This window comes from Lysobacter enzymogenes (assembly GCF_023617245.1).
In the GTDB taxonomy this organism is placed as follows: Bacteria; Pseudomonadota; Gammaproteobacteria; order Xanthomonadales; family Xanthomonadaceae; genus Lysobacter; species Lysobacter yananisis.
Window position 1 is genome coordinate 4,607,877 of the sequence record NZ_CP067396.1, and the last position, 18,784, is coordinate 4,626,660.

Annotated in this window: 17 protein-coding genes; 9 read left to right on the plus strand and 8 right to left on the minus strand. The window is 72.4% G+C overall.

Translation table 11 applies throughout. The annotated features are described in order from the left end of the window. Window positions 1–39: 39 nt before the first annotated feature. Window positions 40–1,074, minus strand: coding sequence for a lipase secretion chaperone (locus tag JHW41_RS19080; protein WP_250444723.1), 1,035 nt, complete (start codon window positions 1,072–1,074; stop codon window positions 40–42). A 2-nt stretch (window positions 1,075–1,076) separates the two neighbouring features. Further along, entirely contained in the window at window positions 1,077–2,021 is a 945-nt protein-coding gene (locus JHW41_RS19085) for a lipase family alpha/beta hydrolase (protein WP_250444725.1), read from the minus strand. Window positions 2,022–2,359: 338 nt separating this feature from the next. On the opposite strand from JHW41_RS19085, the gene JHW41_RS19090 reads away from it, so the two are divergent. After that, complete coding sequence (locus JHW41_RS19090; protein ID WP_250444727.1) at window positions 2,360–3,157, plus strand: cobalamin-binding protein; 798 nt, start codon at window positions 2,360–2,362, stop codon at window positions 3,155–3,157. Between the two features lie 54 nt (window positions 3,158–3,211). After that, complete coding sequence (locus JHW41_RS27390) at window positions 3,212–3,271, plus strand: DUF6053 domain-containing protein (RefSeq protein WP_428995572.1); 60 nt, start codon at window positions 3,212–3,214, stop codon at window positions 3,269–3,271. Between the two features lie 40 nt (window positions 3,272–3,311). Here the strand turns inward: JHW41_RS27390 and aac(6') are convergent, their stop codons facing one another. Further along, window positions 3,312–3,770, minus strand: coding sequence for an aminoglycoside 6'-N-acetyltransferase (gene aac(6') / locus JHW41_RS19095; RefSeq protein ID WP_250444729.1), 459 nt, complete (start codon window positions 3,768–3,770; stop codon window positions 3,312–3,314). Window positions 3,771–3,780: 10 nt separating this feature from the next. Continuing rightward, window positions 3,781–4,386, minus strand: a complete 606-nt coding sequence (pdxH, locus tag JHW41_RS19100) for a pyridoxamine 5'-phosphate oxidase (RefSeq protein ID WP_057946558.1) — start codon at window positions 4,384–4,386, stop codon at window positions 3,781–3,783. A gap of 17 nt (window positions 4,387–4,403) precedes the next feature. Between pdxH and JHW41_RS19105 the strand changes: the two genes are divergently transcribed. Further along, entirely contained in the window at window positions 4,404–5,282 is an 879-nt protein-coding gene (locus JHW41_RS19105; RefSeq protein ID WP_250444732.1) for a kinase, read from the plus strand. Between the two features lie 140 nt (window positions 5,283–5,422). Here JHW41_RS19105 and JHW41_RS19110 read toward each other — a convergent pair whose 3' ends face one another. Next, window positions 5,423–5,626, minus strand: coding sequence for a dodecin family protein (locus tag JHW41_RS19110; protein ID WP_057946557.1), 204 nt, complete (start codon window positions 5,624–5,626; stop codon window positions 5,423–5,425). Between the two features lie 155 nt (window positions 5,627–5,781). Between JHW41_RS19110 and JHW41_RS19115 the strand changes: the two genes are divergently transcribed. The 6 genes from JHW41_RS19115 (at window position 5,782) to hemE (ending at window position 10,463) form a co-directional block, all read left to right on the plus strand. Next, complete coding sequence (locus tag JHW41_RS19115) at window positions 5,782–6,348, plus strand: shikimate kinase (protein WP_057946556.1); 567 nt, start codon at window positions 5,782–5,784, stop codon at window positions 6,346–6,348. Further along, a complete protein-coding gene (aroB, locus tag JHW41_RS19120; protein WP_250444734.1) occupies window positions 6,345–7,451 on the plus strand; it encodes a 3-dehydroquinate synthase in 1,107 nt (368 codons plus the stop codon). The genes JHW41_RS19115 and aroB overlap by 4 nt, the downstream gene beginning before the upstream one ends. A gap of 163 nt (window positions 7,452–7,614) precedes the next feature. After that, window positions 7,615–7,875, plus strand: a complete 261-nt coding sequence (locus tag JHW41_RS19125) for a hypothetical protein (protein WP_250444735.1) — start codon at window positions 7,615–7,617, stop codon at window positions 7,873–7,875. Between the two features lie 303 nt (window positions 7,876–8,178). Then, a complete protein-coding gene (locus JHW41_RS19130; protein ID WP_250444737.1) occupies window positions 8,179–8,748 on the plus strand; it encodes a hypothetical protein in 570 nt (189 codons plus the stop codon). A gap of 178 nt (window positions 8,749–8,926) precedes the next feature. Further along, a complete protein-coding gene (locus tag JHW41_RS19135; protein ID WP_057946553.1) occupies window positions 8,927–9,181 on the plus strand; it encodes a WGR domain-containing protein in 255 nt (84 codons plus the stop codon). A 205-nt stretch (window positions 9,182–9,386) separates the two neighbouring features. Beyond that, a complete protein-coding gene (hemE, locus tag JHW41_RS19140) occupies window positions 9,387–10,463 on the plus strand; it encodes a uroporphyrinogen decarboxylase (RefSeq protein WP_057946552.1) in 1,077 nt (358 codons plus the stop codon). Between the two features lie 234 nt (window positions 10,464–10,697). Here hemE and JHW41_RS19145 read toward each other — a convergent pair whose 3' ends face one another. The 3 genes from JHW41_RS19145 to JHW41_RS19155 form a co-directional block, all read right to left on the minus strand. Next, window positions 10,698–11,003 (minus strand): cupin domain-containing protein, encoded by a 306-nt coding sequence (locus JHW41_RS19145; RefSeq protein WP_078997824.1) that lies wholly within the window; start codon window positions 11,001–11,003, stop codon window positions 10,698–10,700. A gap of 413 nt (window positions 11,004–11,416) precedes the next feature. Next, window positions 11,417–15,079 carry a hybrid sensor histidine kinase/response regulator gene (locus tag JHW41_RS19150; RefSeq protein ID WP_250444739.1) on the minus strand — a complete coding sequence of 1,221 codons (3,663 nt, stop codon included), beginning with the start codon at window positions 15,077–15,079 and terminating at the stop codon, window positions 11,417–11,419. Beyond that, window positions 15,076–18,642 (minus strand): hybrid sensor histidine kinase/response regulator, encoded by a 3,567-nt coding sequence (locus JHW41_RS19155; RefSeq protein ID WP_250444741.1) that lies wholly within the window; start codon window positions 18,640–18,642, stop codon window positions 15,076–15,078. Before JHW41_RS19155 ends, JHW41_RS19150 begins: the two co-directional genes overlap by 4 nt. Between the last annotated feature and the right edge of the window lie 142 nt (window positions 18,643–18,784).

An 18,784-nucleotide genomic window follows, 5' to 3' on the forward strand; every position in this document is an offset into this window, starting at 1 on the left:
AAACATCGCGGCTGAAGCCGCTCCCACTGACGGCGCATCTCACCGTCCGGGCAAACCGCCATTGCGCGCCAGCGCATCCACCCGGCGCCGTTCGTTCGGGTCGAAATCCGCGAGCAGCGCATCCAGCCGCTGGCGCCGCTGCGTCTCGCTCAGGCCGCCGTCGGCGAGCACGCGCTGGCGTTGCGCGGCATAGCTGCGCAGGCGCAACTGCCATTGCGCGCGGCGTTGGTCGAGGTCGGCCAGGCGCTGCGCCGCCGCCGCGCCGTACTGCGCTTCGCGCTGGGCATAGCGCGTCGCCGCGTCGGTGCCCTCGCGCTCGAAACGCTGGTTCTGCGCCAGCGCATCGCTCAACTGCGCGCTCGCTTGCAGCACGGGTTCGGCCGCCGCGCTGCGGTCGAGTTCGGCCAGGCCGTCCGCACGCGCCCGGGCATCGAGTCCCTGCTGCGCCAGCAACGCCCCGCGCGCCGCGCCGCGCTGACGCGCCAGTTCGTAGTCGGCTTCTTCCTGCGCGTAGAACGCCTGCGCGAGTTCCTCGCCCAGGCGCTCGCGGCGCAAGGCGCGCACCCGCGCGAACCCGGCCTCGGCGCCGCCGGCGGCCTGCGCCAGGGCCACCGAATCGCGCTCCAGCGCGACATAGGCGTCGTACCAGGCCAGCACCGTCGCCAGCGCCGGCGGCGCCAGCTGCGCGTGCAGGTGCAGGGCCAGGGCCGAGCGGATCGTCTCGGGCGAGCGCTCGCCGCTGCGCGCCAGGAAATAGTCGAACAGGCGGCGCAGTTCGCGATCCGCGCGCGGGCGGCCGAGCGCGTCGAGCGTGGCCGCGCCGTCCACCGCGGTGTCGCGCAGCGAATCGGCCGCGGCCGCGCGATCCGGCGCGATCGGCCCCGGCGCGCGCGATTCCGAGCGCAGGTCCGCGGCGCGCGGATCGGGATCGGCGAGTTGATCGCCGTCGCCGCTGCTGACCACGGTAGCCGACGACAGCAACGGCCGCTCCAGCAGCCCGCCGACCGCGAACACCGCGACGATCGCCAGGACCGCGACGATCGCCATGGCGATGCCCAGCGCGGTGGCGCGCATGCTTACAGCCCCGCGTTCTTGAGCCGGTTGAGGTGGGCGCGGTAGACGCTGGTCGGATTGGCGCTGAACAGCCCGCGCAGGCCGGCGATCTGGTTGACCTCGTCGAGATGGTTCCACTCGTAGTCGTCGCGGATCACCTGGCCCCAGTGGCTGGAGCAACGACCGACCAGACCGTCGTTGGCTTCGCCGGCGAACAGCAGGCCGCCGGCGATCATCGCCGGGTCGGAGGCGTCGAACCAATTGGTCGAATTGGAAGTGCCGCCGAACGAGTAATAGCGCACCCCGCCGGCCGTCGCCGCGCCGCTGCCGCAGGCGCTGGTCGGCATGCCCTGCGGATAGCGCGCGTTGAAGCGCGCCGAACCGGCGCTGTCGAGCGCCTTGAGCGCGGCCAGCGAATCCTGCGACGACTGGCCGCCGGACAGCGCGCCGATCAGCGAGGAGAACGCGTTCACGAACGAGGCGATCAACGGCCGCAGCGGCGAACCGTCCGGTACCGTGGTGCCGATGAAATCGGCGACCTTGCTGCCGGCGTGCGGCGAACCGATCGAGGTCATCGACGCGACCAGATCCGGCCGCACCGCGGCGACGTAGCGCGCGGTCGGCCCGCCCTGGCTGTGGCCGACCAGGTTGAACTTGGTGTAGCCGTGCAGCGCTTGCAGGGTTTCCAGTTGGTCGATCAGCTGCTCGCCGCGCACTTCGTTGGAGTTGGCCGCCGCGACCTGGGCCACGTACACCTGCGCGCCGCCGGAGCGCAGCGCCTGCGGGATGCCGAACCAGTAGTCGTAGACGCCGCCGATGGCGTCGAAACCGAACAAGCCGTGCACCAGCACCACCGGATAGCGGGTCTTGGTGTAGTCGTCGGCGCTGGCCGGGAACGCCGCGGCGCAGCACAACAGGGCGAACAGCATGGGCGCGCCGAACAGGCGGCGCAGGTTGAGTCGCGACATGGTCCCTCCCAGGGACACGACGGCGGCGCGCCGACGGGTCGACTGTACGAATGGGTATGGCGGGGACACGCCGCGCTGCACCATACCGAGGGGAACTGTGAACTGGACGGGAGAAACGGGGGCGACCGGGGCGCGCGCAAGCCGGTAAATGCTGCGTCGCATCGTAGTTTGCGCGGTAACCGTGGCGGCGCGGTCGCGGCTCGCGCCGCTCCTACAGGCAGCCCATGCAGGAGCGGCGCGAGCCGCGACCGCGCCAACCCAACCACGACGCGCCCAGCAGTCGCCCCACCCGCCCGCATCGCCGACAATGCCCTTCCCCGCTGTCGACCTCTGGACCCATGGGCCCGCAACGCATCGTCTGCCTCACCGAGGAACCCACCGAGACCCTGTACCTGCTCGGCGAGCAGGACCGCATCGTCGGCATCAGCGGCTTCACCGTGCGCCCGCCGCAGGCGCGCAAGGAAAAGCCCAAGGTCAGCGCCTTCACCAGCGCCAAGATCGGCGAGATCCTCAAGCTCAAGCCCGACTTCGTGATCGGGTTTTCCGACATCCAGGCCGAGATCGCCGCCGAGCTGATCAAGCACGGTGTCGAGGTGTGGATCAGCAATCACCGCAGCGTCGCCGGCATCGTCGATTACGTGCGCCGGCTCGGCGCGCTGGTCGGCGCGGGCGAGCGCGCCGCGGCGCTGGCCGGCGAACTGGAGCGCAACCTCGACGCCGCGCGCGAGCGCGCCGCGCGCCTGCCGCGCCGACCCAAGGTGTATTTTGAGGAATGGGACAGCCCGCAGATCACCGGCATCGCCTGGGTGTCCGAGCTGGTCGGCATCGCCGGCGGCGACGATGTATTCCCCGAACACGCGGCGATGCCGCTGGCGCGCGACCGCATCCTGGCCGACCCGCTGGAGGTCGTGCGGCGCGCGCCGGAGCTGATCCTGGGCAGTTGGTGCGGCAAGAAATTCCGCCCCGAACAGGTGGCCGCGCGCGCGGGTTGGAGCGAGGTACCGGCGGTGCGCGACGGCGAGCTGCACGAGGTGAAGTCGCCGATCATCCTGCAACCGGGGCCCGCGGCGCTGACCGCGGGCGTCGACGAACTGAGCCGTATCATCGCCGGCTGGGCGCAGCGGCGGGCGGGCTGAGTTCGTTCTTGCGCAGGCCGGGCCGCTGCTCTTGTGGGAGGCCCTTCAGGGCCGATGCGCCTTGTGGGAGGCCCTTCAGGCCCGATGCTTTCCGCTCAGATCGCCGCGACCTGAAACAAAAGCATCGGGCCTGAAGGCCCTCCCACAAGAGCGCCTACTCCGCGCGCAGCCTGCGGCGGAAATACACCACCCGCTCGGTCTCCTCGAAGCCGCAGGCGGCATGCGCGCGGTGCGAGTCGAGGTTGTCGAGCAAGGCATCGGAGGCCAGTTCGCGGCAGCCGCGTTCGCGTCCCCACGCTTCCACCGCCGCGACCAGCGCGCGGCCGACGCCCCGGCCGCGACGCGACGGCGCCACGTACCAACCTTCCAGGAACGCCACCGGCGAGGACTCGGTGCCATTGACGTAATCGCTGCGCAGGCTGGCCTCAGCGAAGCCGCACACGCCCTCGCCGTCTTCGGCGATGAACGCAGCCAGGCGCGCATCCTCGAACCAACCGTCCAGATCCGCGGCCAGTTCCGCCAACGGCTGCTCCGGCCACAGCTGCGCGCGCAGCGTCGCCCAGGCGGCGCGGTCGGCCGGCGCGGCCGCGCGCACGCGCCAGGGCGTATTCACGGAGACTGATTCACGGATACAGCATCCGCTTGCTGTAGCTGCCGGCGCGGTCGCTCTCGTACAGCCAGCGCTCGTGCAGGCGGAAGTCGGCGCCGTACCAGAACTCGATCCTGTCGGCGCGCACGCGCAGGCCGGTCCAGCGTGGCGGGCGCGGCACCTCGCGGCCCTCGAAGGAATGCTCGGCTTCGGCCAGGCGCTGCTCGAATTCCTCGCGGCCGTCCAGGGTTTCCGATTGCTTCGACGCCCACGCGCCGAGCTGGCTGCCGCGCGGGCGGCTGGCGAAATACGCGTCGGCTTCGGCCTCGGAGACGATCTCCACCGCGCCCTCGATCCGCACCTGCACGCCATGGCGCACGCGCGGCCAGTGGAACAGCAGCGCGGCGTGCGGATTGGCCTGCAGCTCGCGGCCCTTGCGCCCGTCGAGGTGGGTGTAGAACACGAAGCCGCGCGCATCGTGCGCCTTCAGCAACACCGTGCGCACGGACGGGCGGCCGTCGAGCGACGCGGTGGCGACGCTCATCGCGGTCGGATCGGGCTCGCCGGCCGCGCGCGCTTGTGCGAACAGCGCGTCGAAGGTGGCGAGGGCTTCGTTGAGCAAATCGGCGGTCGGGTTCATTGCGCTATTGTGAGCGCATGTCGCCGCGTCCGCATCTGCCCGTCGCCCGCGCGCCCGCCACATCGGGCAAAGCCGCCGCCGCGGCCGGCGACGACGCGCACGGTTTCGACGCTTCGTTCGTCGCCGACGTTCTCTCTCAGGCGCTGGCGATCCGCGCGCCGGCCGGCCGCGCACGCGTGTTCGCCATCAGCGGCCTGCAGGGCAGCGGCAAATCGACGCTGGCCGCGCAACTGGCCGCAGCCGCGCAGGCGCACGGGCTGCGCACCGCGGTGCTGTCGATCGACGACTTCTATCTCGGCCGGCGCGAACGCCAGCGCCTGGGCCGGCAGGTGCATCCGTTGCTGGCCACGCGCGGGCCGCCGGGCACCCACGATGTCGCGCTGGCTTGCGCCCTGCTCGACGAACTGCGCCACCGCGCCGCGGTGCGCCTGCCACGCTTCGACAAGCTCGCCGACACCCGCCTGCCGCCGTCGCGCTGGCCGCGCGCGAACGCCGTCGACCTGGTGGTGTTCGAAGGCTGGTTCCTCGGCGCGCCGGCGCAGGATCCGACGCAACTGGCCGAACCGGTCAACGCGCTGGAACGCGACGAGGACGCCCACGGCGTCTGGCGCGCTTACTGCAATCGCGCCCTGGCCGCGGACTATCCGCCGCTGTGGTCGCGGCTGGACCGGCTGCTGTTCCTGCAGCCGCCGGGGTTCGAGGTGGTCGCGGGCTGGCGCTGGCAGCAGGAACAGGCATTGCAGGCGCGCCATCCGCACCGCCAGGGCATGACCCCGGCGCAGGTGCAGCGCTTCGTGAGCCTGTTCGAGCGGGTCAGCCGGCAGGCGCTGGCGACGCTGCCGGGAATCGCCGACCGGACGGTCGTGCTGGATGCGCAGCGCAGGCCGCGAGCTTAGCCGGATCGGTCGCGCCGGAGCGGAGAGCGTCGGGCCTGGAGGCCCTCCCACAAGGGCTAAGGCCGCTCGCAAGCCGAAGCCGTAGACCTTCGTGGGAGGGCCTTCAGGCCCGACGCTTTCCTTTCAGCCGCGACGCGCGCTCACTTCACCACGAAGCTGATTTTCAGATTCACCCGCCACTCCTGGATGTTGCCGGCCGCGTCGGTGGTGACCTTGATCTCGTTGACCCAGGCGCCCTGGATGTCCTTGACCGATTCGGCGCACTTGGCCAGGCCGGACTTGACCGCGTCCTCGATGCCGGTGGTGGAGGAAGTGCTGAGTTCGATGACCTTGGCGACCGACATGTGCGTCTCTCCTGTGGCGCGCGAACGGGAAACGCCCACGCCGCGGCGCGCGCGGGGCCGGCGGCGGGAACCCCGAGCCTAGGCCGGGGCTCGTTAAGCCGGCGCAAGCGTCGCGGCGGCGCAAGCGCGGGCGCGGCGTGCCCTACAATCGCGGCATGAATCCGGCGAGCAATCTGATCCTGGTCGGGCCGATGGGCTCGGGCAAAACCTGCATCGGCAAGCGCCTGGCCGAGCGCTTCGGCCTGCGCGCGGTCGACGCCGACCGCGAGGTCGAGCTGCGCGCCGGCGCGCGCATCGCCGAAATCTTCGAACACGAAGGCGAAGCGGGCTTTCGCGCGCGCGAAACCGCGACGCTGGCCGAACTGCTGGCCGGCGACGGCCTGCTGCTGTCCACCGGCGGCGGCGCGGTGCTGGCGGCGGACAACCGTCGGCTGCTGCGCGAGCGCGGTTTCGTCGTATACCTGCAGGTCAGCGTCGAACAGCAGCTCGAACGCCTGGCCCAGGACCGCAGCCGCCCGCTGCTGGCGCGCGGCGACCGCGAGCAGGTGCTGCGCGATCTCGCCCGGGTGCGCGCGCCGCTGTACGCCGAAGTCGCCGACCTGCCATTCGACACCGGCGCCGCCGGCGCCGGCGAGGCCGCGCTGGGCCTGGCGCGCCAGCTCGACGCGCTGTGGCGGCGCCCGCCTTCGTCCACGTCTTCCCCCCTTGGAGCCACCGCATGAACGCGCCGCGCAAAGTCGAAGTGTCCGGCGAAGCCGGCTACAGCATCGAGATCGGTCCCGGCCTGCTCGCCGACGGCGCGCGCCTGGCCAGGGCGCTGCGCGGCCGCCACGCGCTGGTGGTCAGCGACGGCAACGTCGCCCCGCTGTACCTCGACGGCGCGCTCGCCGCGCTGGCCGAAGCCAAGCCCGGCCTCAGCGTCGCCACCTTCACGATCCCGCCCGGCGAACACGAAAAGACCCTGGAGCGCTTCACCGAGTGCCTGCACGCGCTGTCCGAACTCGGCGCGACCCGCGACGCGACGGTGCTCGCGCTCGGCGGCGGCGTGGTCGGCGACCTCGCCGGTTTCGCCGCGGCCTGCTGGATGCGCGGCATCGACTGCGTGCAGCTGCCGACCACGCTGCTGGCGATGGTCGATTCCTCGGTCGGCGGCAAGACCGCGGTCGACCTGCCCAGCGGCAAGAACCTGGTCGGCGCGTTCCATCCGCCGCGCGCGGTGATCGCCGACACCTCGACCCTGCGCACCCTGCCCGACCGCGAACTGCGCGCCGGCCTGGCCGAGGTGGTGAAGTACGGCGCGATCTTCGACGCCGGCTTCCTCGACTGGCTGGACGGCCACGCCGATGCGCTGCTGGCGCGCGACGACGCCGCGCTGGCCGAGGCGATCGCGCGCAGCTGCGCGTTCAAGGCTGACGTGGTCGCGCGCGACCCGTACGAGCGCGGCGACCGCGCCATGCTCAACTTCGGCCACACCTTCGGCCACGCGATCGAGACCGAGCAGGGCTACGCCGGCACCACCGGCGACGGCCTCAACCACGGCGAGGCGGTGGCGGTGGGCATGGTCCTGGCAGCGCGTTTGTCGGCCGCGCTCGGCCGCGCCGGCGCGGCCGATGCCGAGCGCCTGCAACGCCTGCTCGAACGCCTGGGCCTGCCGGTGCGCATCCCCGCCGGGCTCGACCCGCAAGCGCTGCTGGCGCGCATGCGCCTGGACAAGAAGGCCGACGCCTCGGGCCTGCGCTTCGTGCTGTGGGACCGCGCCGGCGCGGCGCGGATCGTGTCGGGAGTGGCGGACGAGCAAGTGCTGGCGGTGTTGCGCGAGGGCTGAGCGCGCTAGCGCGGCCCCCGTCTTCGCCGACGGCGGCGGGACGCGGCGCTCTCGTGCGATGGATGGATCCGGGCATCGAGCATGAAGCCCTTCGGCCACAAAGCCATGATCGCGCTGTTCCTGCCCGCCGCGGTGTTGAGGGCGCGGGCGCGCGGGCTACGACATGAAAATGCGCCCGGTGCCCTTGCGCCGCGAGCACGTGTCGGCGCGGATCGTCGCGCCGTTCGTGGTCGAAGCCAGCTACCTGCTGCCGGCGGATTTGCACGGCGTGGTGTACACGCGCACGTATCTTGTTTTCGGCGACCGCCTGCGCCTGCTGGACAGCGACGCGATCCCGCTCGTCGATGCTCGCTCGCGCCACGACGCGAGCGAGCGCATCGGCGCCGACGCCCGCCCGCGCGTCTACGCCGTCGCACGGGCTTGAGCGCCGCCGCGGCCTCAGGCCGCGACCGCGCGTTGGGTGTCGCCGTCGGCGTATCGGCGCGGGTTCCGCGGTACGCGGGTGGGCGGGCGGATAGCGAAAAAGCGTAGCGACGCGGGTTCGTTTGGACGCGCGGGGCTTTTGCGGTGGCTGGGGCGTCGCCGTGGCTGAGGTGTCGCGGTCGCGGCTTGCGCCGCTCCTACAGGGGCTTGGGCTGGTTCGGGCAGCGGCGGAAAGCGGCGCGCGGCGCTTCACACCGCCGCCCGCGCCGCGTTCTGTCCCGCATCGCCCATCGGATCGCGTCGCATGGCCGCCGTGTCGTTGCTGGAAATGCTGCTGTTGCGCCGCGCCCTCGCCCGTCCCGCGCCGGCTCCCGCCGACGCGGACGAACCCGCCCCTCCCACCGACCAGGAGCCCGCCGTGGCCAACGAGTTCGAATTCCTCGACAAGCATTACGATCCCACCGACCTGCCCGAAATCGCCGCGCAGACCGCGCTGGAACGTTTCGGCAACTACCCCAACGCGCGCACCAGCACGGTCATCTTCGGCGTGGCCTGGCAGGCGCTGACCGATTCGATCCAGCACGCGGTGCTCAACTTCAACAACGGCGGCATCTACGACGCCCCGGTCGCCGCGGTGCTGAGCGAGGACGCCAGCCAGTGGCAGATCATCCTGACCGGCCTGCGCTTCGTGAACGCCACCCGGACCATGGTCGGCGGCCGCCCGCAGTACACGGTCAGCGAATACGCCAACGGCTCGATCTTCCTCACCGCGCAGGCGCTGGGCGGGCAGGCGCTCGGCGAAATCGTGCACCTGGGCAATGGCTTCGGCGACTGGGTGCAGGACGTCGAACTCAAGAACCCGCCCACGTACTGAGTCCGCGCGGCCGGCGGCGGCGCGCCGCCGGCCCGTCCCGCCGCCGCCGCGCGGCCGCCGGCCGCGCCTGGCCCGGGCTCCTGGCCGCGGCCGCGAAACCGCCACGGCCGCCCCGCGGCGCGGCGCCCGGCAGGCCCCGCCGGCTGCCGCGGCCAGCGCCTGCGGCTACAATCGGCCGGTGCGCCTCCTCCTCCAACAACGCCCCGACGGCCACGAAGCCCCGCGCTTCGTGCAATTGATGCTGCAGCCCGACCTGCTCGGCGGCTGGACCCTGGTGCGCGAAAGCGGCCAGATCGGCGGCCGCAGCACCGTCCGGCGCGAGCAATTCCTCGACCGCGACAGCGCGTTCGTGGCGCTGGAGCAGGCGCGCGACCAACAACTCAAGCGCGGTTTCCAGCTGATGTTCAGCCAGGGCGCCGAAGCGCCGCGATGAGCGCGCGCGCGGCGCCGCCGGCGCGGGTGGGACAAACCGCCACTCCTGCCCCTGCCCGCCGCGGCCCAGACTGCGCGCCGAACCGGGTCGCACCGCCACGCCCGCGACGCCGCCCCCGCCCCGCCGACCACGCCCGCCGCCGCAACGCGCGCGAACGCTGATCCGCCCCCGACTTCCCGACGAACCCCACGGCCCACGCCCGACCATGTCCAGCCAGCCCCTCGCCAACGATCGCTTCCTGCGCGCCCTGCGCCGCCAACCCGTCGACCGCACGCCCGTGTGGCTGATGCGCCAGGCCGGCCGCTACCTGCCCGAGTACCGCGCCACCCGCGCCCAGGCCGGCAGCTTCCTGCAACTGGCCAAGAACCCGGAGCTGGCCTGCGAGGTCACCCTGCAGCCGCTGCGCCGGTTCCCGCTGGACGCGGCGATCCTGTTCTCCGACATCCTCACCGTGCCCGACGCAATGGGCCTGGGCCTGTACTTCGCCGACGGCGAGGGCCCGAAGTTCGAGCGCCCGATCCGCTCCGCCGCCGACATCGACAAGCTCGGCGTGCCCGACATGGAGACCGACCTGCGCTACGTGATGGACGCGGTGCGCACCATCCGCCGCGAATTGAACGGTTCGGTACCGCTGATCGGTTTCTCCGGCAGCCCGTGGACCATCGCCTGCTACATGGTCGAGGGCGGCGGCAGCGACAACTATTCCAAGGTCAAGTCGCTCGCGCTCAACGACCCGGCGGCGATGCACAAGCTGCTGGGCACGGTCACCGACGCGGTGATCGCGTACCTCAAGGCCCAGCACGCCGCCGGCGCGCAGGCGCTGCAGGTGTTCGACACCTGGGGCGGGGTGCTGTCGCCGTCGATGTACCGCGAGTTCTCGCTGCGCTATCTGCAGCGCATCGCCGCCGAACTGCCGCGCGGCGACGGCGAGACGCGCGCGCCGCTGATCCTGTTCGGCAAGGGCAACGATCCTTACCTGGACGAACTCGCCGCCAGCGGCGCCGAGGCGGTCGGGGTGGACTGGACCATCGGCCTGGGCGACGCGGCGCGCCGCATCGGCGGGCGCACCGCGCTGCAGGGCAATCTCGATCCGGTGACGCTGTACGCCTCGCCCGAGGCGATCCGCCGCGAAGTCGGGCGCGCGCTCGACGACTATCGCGACGGCAACGGCGGCTCGCGCGAAGGGCACGTGTTCAACCTCGGCCACGGGCTGTCGCCGGACATGTCGCCGGAGCATGTCGGCGCGCTGGTGGCGGCGGTGCACGAGTTGAGCGCGCGCTGACGCGCCGGTTAGCGCGGCCTTCGAAAAACCGGCGTCCGCGCCGGTTTTTTCGTTGCCGCGATGGGTTTGCGTTCGGCTCCGCCGCGGCGCCCAGGCAGGCGCCGAGCGACGCTGCGCTGACGGCGCGCAGCGAACAAGCGGCGCAGCGAGGCATCCGGCAGCCTTGCGCGTACGCAACAACGTCGCAGCGGCCGAACCTTCGTCGGCCGCGACGCGGCCGCCGCGGCCGCTGCCTCAGTGCAGGTGCACCGCCAGCCAGACGCTGCCTTCGGCGACCTTGCGCACCGTATGCGGCGTGCCGGCCGGCAGGAACAGATAATCGCCGGCGCGCAGGATCGTCGTTTCGCCGGCGACGTCGAGCTCGGCTTCGCCGCGCAGCAGCGCGACCCATTCGTCCTGCGGCTGCACGTACGGCGTCGGCTGGATCCGCGCCGAGCTGACGATGCGTTCGACCACCAGGTTCTTGTGCGTGAGCAGCGCCTCGAAGCGCTCGCCTTCGGCCGGCGCGTCGGCGCCGGCGAACAGATTCCCGATCGGCATGATGCTGGATGGCTCCCGGTAGCAGCGGCGCGAGCCGCGACCGCGATCATTCAACTACGGCGCGATGTCGCGGGGGCGGACGGCGGTCAAGCAAACGCGAGGCGGGGCGTGGAGGCCGGAGCGCGGCGCTTGCGTCGCCATCGGGTTGGCGCGGTCGCGGCTTGCGCCGCTCCTACAGGGGGGCGGACGGGACGGCGATGGGAGCCGATGGTGCGGTGACGCGACGCTCGCTCCTGCCCCCGTCATTCCGGCGCAAGCCGGAATCCATTTCGTTCCTGTTCCTTTCGCTCGCGATCCGAGGAAAAACAAAATCAAGATGGGTTCCGGCTTTCGCCGGAATGACGGTGTGCTGGAGCGACGCCACACGGCGCCACACTGCGCTGCGTGGCGCCGCGCTGTGCTGTGCCGCGCCGCTACGCCTCGCCGCGGCGCGCGACGATCAACTCGTCGATCGCGTCGGCCAGCATCGCGCCGGTCACCGGCTTGCGCAGGAAACGGTCGAAGCCGGCCTGCGCCGCCTGCGGTTCGGCGTCGGCGTCGGCGCGCGCGGTCACCGCCACCAGCGGTTGCGCGAAGCCCTGCGTGCGCAGTTGCCGCGCCAGGTCCAGGCCGTTGATGCCCGGCAGGTCGAGGTCGAGCAAGGCGATGTCGAAACGCGCGGTCGCCACTTCGGCCAGCGCCGCCAAGCCGTTGCCGACGTGGGTGACGCGGTGGCCGTGGGTGCGCAGCAGGCCGGCGATGACTTCGGCCACGGTGGCGTCGTCCTCGACCAGCAGGATCGCCAGCGGCCCGGCATGCGGCCGCGCGACCGCGCGCGCGCCGCCATCGGCGCCGGCGCCGGCCGGCGGTTCGGCGTTGGACAGCGGCAGGTCGAACACGAAGCGCGCGCCTTGGCCGGGTTCGCTGTAGACCGCGATCTCGCCTTCCATCGCCGCCGCCAGCTCCTGGCTGATCGCCAAGCCCAGGCCGCTGCCGCCGTAGCGCGCGGCGGTGCGCGCGCCCTCGGCCTGCTCGAAGCGACGGAACAGGCGCTGCTTCTGTTCTTCGTTGAGGCCCGGGCCGGTGTCGCTGACTTCGAAGCGCACGCCCTGCGGGGTCAGCCGTTCCACGCGCAGGCCGACCGTGCCGGAGTCGGTGAACTTGATCGCGTTGCCGAGCAGGTTCAGCAATACCTGGCAGACCCGGCTGGCATCGCCGCGCAGGCCGCGCGGCACGTTCGCCGCCACCTCCACCTCGAACGCTAGCCCGCGCTGCTGCGCCAGCGGACGCATCAGGTCGGCCGCCTGCGCCACCAGCGCGCGCAGGTCGAAGGGTTCGTGCGCGAGTTCGAGCTTGCCCGATTCGATCCGGGCTAGGTCCAGCGCGTCGTTGACCAACCGCAACAGATGTTCGCCCGCGCGTCGGATCGACTCCGTGTAGCCGCGCTGCTTCTGATCCAGCGGCGTGTCCAGCAACAGCTCGCTCATGCCGAGCACGCCGGTCATCGGCGTGCGCACCTCATGTCCCAACGTGGCCAGGAACCGGGTCTTCGCCAGCGACGCCTGCTTCGCCACTTCGCGCTCGTGCTCGGCGCGCTGCCAGGCCAGCCGGCGCTGCAGGCGGTTGCGGTGGGCCATCAGGATCCACGCCAGCAGCAGCGCCAACAGCGCCATCGCCGCGGCCACCGCCCACCAACTCCACCACCACGGCGAGTCGACCCGCAACTGGACCGTCAGCGGCGGCGACCACACGTTGTCGGCGGTCTTGGCCATCACCTGCAGGCGGTAATCGCCGGGCGAAAGCTGCGAGAACACGCGCTCGCCGCTGGCGCCGACATCGACCCAGCCCGGGTCGAAGCGGCTCAGGCGGAAGCGGTAGCGGTTGTTCTGCGAATTGTTGAACGACAGCAAGCGGGCGACGATGCGCAGGTCGCGGTCGCCGTCGGCGACGAACACCGAAGGCACCCGCCCCGGCAGCGCCTTGCGCGGGTCGGCGTCTTCGGTCGCGAAGGCGACCTTGCGGCTGCCGCGGCGCACTTCGATGCTTTCCACGATCAGCGTCGGCGCGGCGCGGCTGGGCTTGACCATCGCCGGATCGAACAGCACCAGGCCCTCGGGGCTGCCGATCAGCAGGCGGCCGTCGCCCGGGCGCGCCACCGGCGCGCGCGCGAATTCCTGGCTCGGCAGGCCGTCCTTGACCCCATACACCCGCGCCGTGCGCGCATACGGATCCACCCGCACCAGGCCGCGCTTGCTGGTCATCCACACCAGGCCGTTGGCGTCCACCGCCAGGCCGCGCACTTCCGTCGCCGGCAGGCCGTCGCGCACGTCCAGGCCGAAATCGCGGTGCAGGCGCTTGCCGTCCCAGCGATAGGCGTCGAGGGTGCCGAAGCCGCCCAGCCACATGCGCTGGCCGTCGGCGAAGACGAAGCTCTGGATCGCGCCGCCGGGCGCCAGCCCCGGCACCGGCACGAACCGGCGCTCGGCATCGTCCCAGCGCAGCAGCGCGGAACCGGCGGACAGCCACAGCGAGCCGTCGGGGCCGTGGCCGCCGAACGGGATGACCACGTTGGCCGGCAGGCCGCGTTCGCCGGCGTGCAGGGTCTCGCGCACCCGGCCTTCGCCGTCGCGCGCCTGCACTTCGCCGGCGCTGCCGATCAGCCAGACCAGTTCGCCGCTTTCGATCAGGTCGACCGAACCGGTGATCGCGCGGTCCTCGCCGCGGTCCATGTGCCAGGTGCGGATCGCCCGGGTCGCCGGGTCGATCCGCGCCAGTCCGCCGTACCAGGTCGTCCACACCTTGCCGCGGCGGTCGGCGAGCACGTGGTAGAGCACGATGCCGCCGCTGAAGCCCTTGGCCACGTGCGCGATCGCGCCGGTTTCCGGGTCGAGCTTGTCCAGCGCGCCGCCGCTGCCGACCAGCCACATGTCGCCGTCGCCGGCCGGGGCGATGCCGCGCACGTAGCCGTTGGCCATCGAGGCCGGATCGTCGACGCGCCGGATCAGCACCGAGAACTGGCGCCAGTTCGGCGGCAGGTACCACAGGCCGTGGCCGTTGCTGCCGAACCACAGGCCGCCTTCGCGGTCCTCGTAGGCGCCCGACCAGTTCGGCCGCACCAGGCCCTGGCTGGTGGCGCTGAACAAGGGCACCACTTCGATCCCGTCCGCGCCGCCCACGCCCAGGCCCTGCGGCAGGTCGAACCAGTACTGCCCGGCGCGGTCGCGCGCCAGCACGTCCATGACCGCGTACTTCGACGCGAACGCCGACCACGGGTCGGCGCGGTAGCGTCCGTCCGGCGTGCGCAGGCCGACGCCGCCGGTGGTGCCGAACCAGACCGCGCCGTCGCGCTCGAAGCCGATCGAATTGAGGATGTTGGACTTCAGCGCGCCGGCCGGCACGCGTTCGAAATCGCGCCCGGTCCAGCGCGCCGCGCCGTCGCGGGTGCCGACCCACAGCCCTCCGTCGGGGGCGACGCTGAGCGCGACCACGCCTTCGCCGGGCAGGCTGCGCGGATCGCCCGCGCGCGGCATGAAGCGCTGGATCTGGCCGTCCTCGCCCATGCGGTACAGGCCGCCGCGCTCGGTGCCGAACCACAGCGCGCCGTCGGCGGTGGAGACGATCGACCACACGCAGTCGTCGTCGAGGATCGGGGTGTTGCTGCGGTCGAAATAGGTCCAGCGCTTGCGCTGCGCGTCGAGCATGGCCATGCCGCCCTGGGCGGTGCCGACCCAGACCCGGTTGCGCGCGTCCACGTGCACGGTCCACACGAAGTTGTCGCGCAGGCCCTGTTCGCGCTGCCAGATCCGGTAGCCGGTGCCGTCGTAGCGCGCCAGGCCCTCGCTGGTGGCGATCCACAGGTAGCCGTGGCGGTCCTCGGCGATGCGGTTGATGGTGTTCGACGGCAAGCCGTCGGCGACGGTGAGCTGGCGCGGGCGCGGCGTTTCCGGCAGCCCGGCGACGGCCGGCGCCGCGGCCAGCGCGGCCAGCAGCGCGAGCGCGGCGACGGCGGCGCGCAGTCCGGCGGCGGCGCGAAGCCACGCGCGTGCCGGCGCGGGCGCGACGGCGCGGATGCGCGGGCCGGCGCCGGCGCGGCTCATGGCGCGTCCGCCGCGTCGACGACGCGCTCGATGGCTTCGGCCAGCATCGCGCCGGTCACCGGCTTGCGCAGGAACAGGTCGAACCCGGCGCGGCGCGCCTGCGGCTCGGCGTCGGCGTCGGCGCGCGCGGTCACCGCCACCAGCGGCTGCGCGAAGCCCTGCACGCGCAGTTGCCGGGCGAGGTCGAGGCCGTTGATGCCGGGCAGGTCGAGATCGAGCAGGGCCAGGTCGAAGCGCGCCGTCGCGGTTTCCGCCAGCGCCGCCAGGCCGTTGGCGACATGGGTGACGCGATGGCCCTGCGCGCGCAACAGGCCGGCGATCACCTCGGCCACGGTGGCGTCGTCCTCGACCAGCAAGATCGCGCGCGGCACGCTGCGCTCGGGCGCCACCGGCACCCGCGGCGAGTAACGGTCGCGCGGTTGCGACGGCGCCGGCGCCGCGGCCGCCGGCAGCGGCAGGTCGAGCACGAAGCGCGCGCCCTGCCCGGCCTGGCTGACCACGCTGACCTGTCCGTCCATCGCCGCGGCCAGTTCCTGGCAGATCGCCAGGCCCAGGCCGCTGCCGCCGTAGCGCGCCGCGGTGCGCGCGCCTTCGGCCTGTTCGAAGCGGCGGAACAATCGCGCCTTCTGTTCGTCGTTGAGGCCCGGCCCGGTGTCGCTGACTTCGAAGCGCACGCCCTGCGGCGACAGCGCCCGCACCCGTAGGCCGACCCGGCCGTGCTCGGTGAACTTGATCGCGTTGCCGAGCAGGTTCATCAGGATCTGGCTGACCCGGTGCGGATCGCCGCGCAGGCCCGGCGGCGCGTCGTCGGCGATCTCGACCTCGAACCCCAGCCCGCGCTGGCGCGCCAGCGGCTGCATCAGCCCGGCCGCTTCCTCGACCAGCGCGTGCAGGTCGAACGGGCGGTCCTGCAGTTCCAGCCGGCCCGATTCGATCCGGGCCAGGTCGAGCGCGTCGTTGACGAGGCGTAGCAAGTGCTCGCCCGCGCGCTTGATCGACTCCGTGTATCCGCGCTGCTTTTGATCCAGCGGCGTATCCAGCAGCAACTCGCTCATGCCGAGCACGCCGGTCATCGGCGTGCGCACCTCGTGCCCCAGCGTCGCCAGGAACCGGGTCTTGGCCAGCGAGGCCTGCTCGGCCACCTCGCGCTTGTGCACCGCCAGCTGCCACGCGCTGCGCCGGCCCAGGCGACGCCGGTAGGCGACCGCGACGACGCCGATCAACACGATGCCGAGCACGGTGAACACCAGTTGCGCCCAGGTCGAGCGCCACCACGGCGGCTTGACCCACAGTTCGAACGCGACCGGCTCCGACCAGATGCCGTCGGCACCGGCGGCCTTGACCAGCAGCCGGTACTCGCCCGGGTCCAGGCGCGAGAACACCCGCTCGCCGTTGGCGCGCTGCTCGATCCAGTCCGGATCGTAGCCTTCCAGCTTGAAGCGGTAGATGTGCGAGCGCGGGTCCAGGAACGACATCAGCCGCGCGACCACACGGAAGTCGCGGTCGTCGGACTCCAACTGCACGCCGCCGCCGGCCGGCGACAGCGCCCAGTCGTCTTCCTCGCGGCGCACGCTGAGGCTTTCCAGCGACAGCCGCGGCGGCCGCGCGCTGGGGAACGGCGTGTCCAGGTCGAACAGGACCATGCCGTCCAGCGACAGCGCCGCGGCGATGCCGTCGGCGTTGCGGTGCGGCGTGGTCCGGGTCAGCTCGACGTTGGGAATGCCGTCGCCGAGGCCGAACAGGCGCAGCCGGCGCGCGTCGGGCGAGACCATCAACAGGCCCCGCGCGGTGGTCGCCCAGACCGTGCCGTTGCGGCTGGCCAGCAGGCCGGAGACGTTGGTGTCGGGATAGTCGTTGGTGTTGTCGATGCGGCGCTCGAGGCTGAGCTTGCCGTCCTTCCAGCGATACGCCTCGAGCGCGCCGGTGCGCGCCAGCCACAGCCGTTGCGGGCCGGCGAAAGTCATCGCCTGGATGTCGCCGAACTCGCCGCCGGGCACCGCGACGAAGCCGTCGCCGTCCCAGCGGTGCAGGCCGGTGCCGCCGGCGAACCAGAGCTGGCCGTCGGGGCCGGGGCGGAAGGTGCCGGGGCTGGTCAGGAAGCCGGCGGTGGCGAGCGTGCGTTCGATCGGGCCGGGCGCCAGTTCCTCGCCGTCGGCGCTGTAGCGGTGCACGCTGCCGTCCGACAGCCAGATCCACAGCCCGCCGTCGGGCTGCTCGTGCAGGAACCACACCGTGCCCTGCAGGCGCGGGCGCTTGGGGTCCAGCGGCCAGCTGCGGCCCTGGCCGCTGGCCGGGTCGAACAGGACCAGGCCGCCGGAGTGGCCGATCCACAGCCGCCCGTCCGGACGCGCGTAGAGCGTGTGCATCCACTTCAGGCCGAGCTCGCGGCTGGACGCCACCGGTTCCAGCGTGCCGCTGCCGGCGCGCAGGCGGTACAGGTCGGTCGCGGTGAGCATCCAGAAGCCGCCGTCGCCGTCGGGGGCGACGTCGCGCGCGTCGAGCCGGTCGATCTGGCGGCCGCCGACCGAGGTCACCGAGGCGAAGCGGTTCCAATCCGGCGGCAGGTAGACCAGGCCCTGCGAATAAGTGACCAGCCAGATGCCGCCTTCTTCGTCGCGCAGCATCTGCAGCACGCCGCTGCGGTAGTCCCACAGGCCGTCGCCGGCGTCGTCCTGGAGCAGGCGCACGTTGTCGTCGGCGTCGACCCGGTACAGGCCGGCGGTGGTGCCGATCCAGCGGCCGCCGGACAGGTCGCTGATCACGATGGCGTTGCCGGCGTCCTCGCCGAGCTTCCACGGCGGCCGGGTCATGCGGTCGTCGGCGCTGAGCCGGAACAGGCCGCCGCTGGTGCCGACCCAGATCGAACCGTCGGCTTCCTGCGACAATTCGCCCACGCCGAGGCCGGCGGTCTCGTCGCGGCCGATGCGTTCGAAGCGGCCCTGGTCGTAGCGCGCCAGGCCGTTGGCGGTGCCGACCAGCAGGCGACCGCGCGGATCGGCCATCAACGCGGTGACCGGCCCGCGCGGCAGCCGCGCGGCGGCGCCGGCGCCGGGCACGAAGCGCTCGACGCTGCGGCCGTCGGGGGCGATGCGGCACAGCAGGCCGTCGGAGGTCGCGGTCCAGATGGTGCCGTCCGGCGTGCCGGTGAGGAAGGTGACGTTGTCGCTGCAGTTGGCGTTGGCGCCGTCGAAGGAAATGCGCTCGAATTCCTTGCGGTCGGCGCCGAGCCAGCTCAGGCCGTCGCGGCTGGCGACCCAGATGCGGTCGCCCGAATCGATGTACAGGTCTTCGAGCATGTTGTCCGGCAGCGAACCGGACAGGCCGATGACGTGGCGCCACAGGGTGAACTCGACACCGTCGTAGCGCGCCAGGCCGTCCTCGGTGGCCATCCATAGATAGCCCTGGTGGTCGAGCTCGGCGGCGACCACCGACTTGGGCAGGCCCTGTTCCTGGCCGAAGCGGCGGAAGCGCGGCGTTTCCGGCAAGCGCGCCTGGGCCTGTTCGACGCATTGCACCGCGCACAGCGCCAACAACAGGAGCAGGCCACAACAACGTCCCAGCACGGGGCTCCTCCTGGAACGCGAGCGATTGAGTGCCGGTAAGGCCGGTGCGCGTATCGTCGCAACGGGGGGAAGCGGGCGCAAGCGCGCGGCCTCGGCGCCGAATGCGGTGGCGGTCACAACCGCGCGGCGGGCTGAGCGCAAA

Excerpts from the sequence above, each read along its gene's own strand:
- JHW41_RS19080 (WP_250444723.1), bottom strand. The coding sequence starts at position 1,074 with ATGCGCGCCACCGCGCTGGGCATCGCCATGGCGATCGTCGCGGTCCTG.
- JHW41_RS19085 (WP_250444725.1), bottom strand. The coding sequence starts at position 2,021 with ATGTCGCGACTCAACCTGCGCCGCCTGTTCGGCGCGCCCATGCTGTTC.
- JHW41_RS19090 (WP_250444727.1), top strand. The coding sequence starts at position 2,360 with ATGGGCCCGCAACGCATCGTCTGCCTCACCGAGGAACCCACCGAGACC.
- pdxH (WP_057946558.1), bottom strand. The coding sequence starts at position 4,386 with ATGAACCCGACCGCCGATTTGCTCAACGAAGCCCTCGCCACCTTCGAC.
- JHW41_RS19105 (WP_250444732.1), top strand. The coding sequence starts at position 4,404 with ATGTCGCCGCGTCCGCATCTGCCCGTCGCCCGCGCGCCCGCCACATCG.
- JHW41_RS19110 (WP_057946557.1), bottom strand. The coding sequence starts at position 5,626 with ATGTCGGTCGCCAAGGTCATCGAACTCAGCACTTCCTCCACCACCGGC.
- JHW41_RS19115 (WP_057946556.1), top strand. The coding sequence starts at position 5,782 with ATGAATCCGGCGAGCAATCTGATCCTGGTCGGGCCGATGGGCTCGGGC.
- aroB (WP_250444734.1), top strand. The coding sequence starts at position 6,345 with ATGAACGCGCCGCGCAAAGTCGAAGTGTCCGGCGAAGCCGGCTACAGC.
- JHW41_RS19125 (WP_250444735.1), top strand. The coding sequence starts at position 7,615 with ATGAAAATGCGCCCGGTGCCCTTGCGCCGCGAGCACGTGTCGGCGCGG.
- JHW41_RS19130 (WP_250444737.1), top strand. The coding sequence starts at position 8,179 with ATGGCCGCCGTGTCGTTGCTGGAAATGCTGCTGTTGCGCCGCGCCCTC.
- hemE (WP_057946552.1), top strand. The coding sequence starts at position 9,387 with ATGTCCAGCCAGCCCCTCGCCAACGATCGCTTCCTGCGCGCCCTGCGC.
- JHW41_RS19145 (WP_078997824.1), bottom strand. The coding sequence starts at position 11,003 with ATGCCGATCGGGAATCTGTTCGCCGGCGCCGACGCGCCGGCCGAAGGC.
- JHW41_RS19150 (WP_250444739.1), bottom strand. The coding sequence starts at position 15,079 with ATGAGCCGCGCCGGCGCCGGCCCGCGCATCCGCGCCGTCGCGCCCGCG.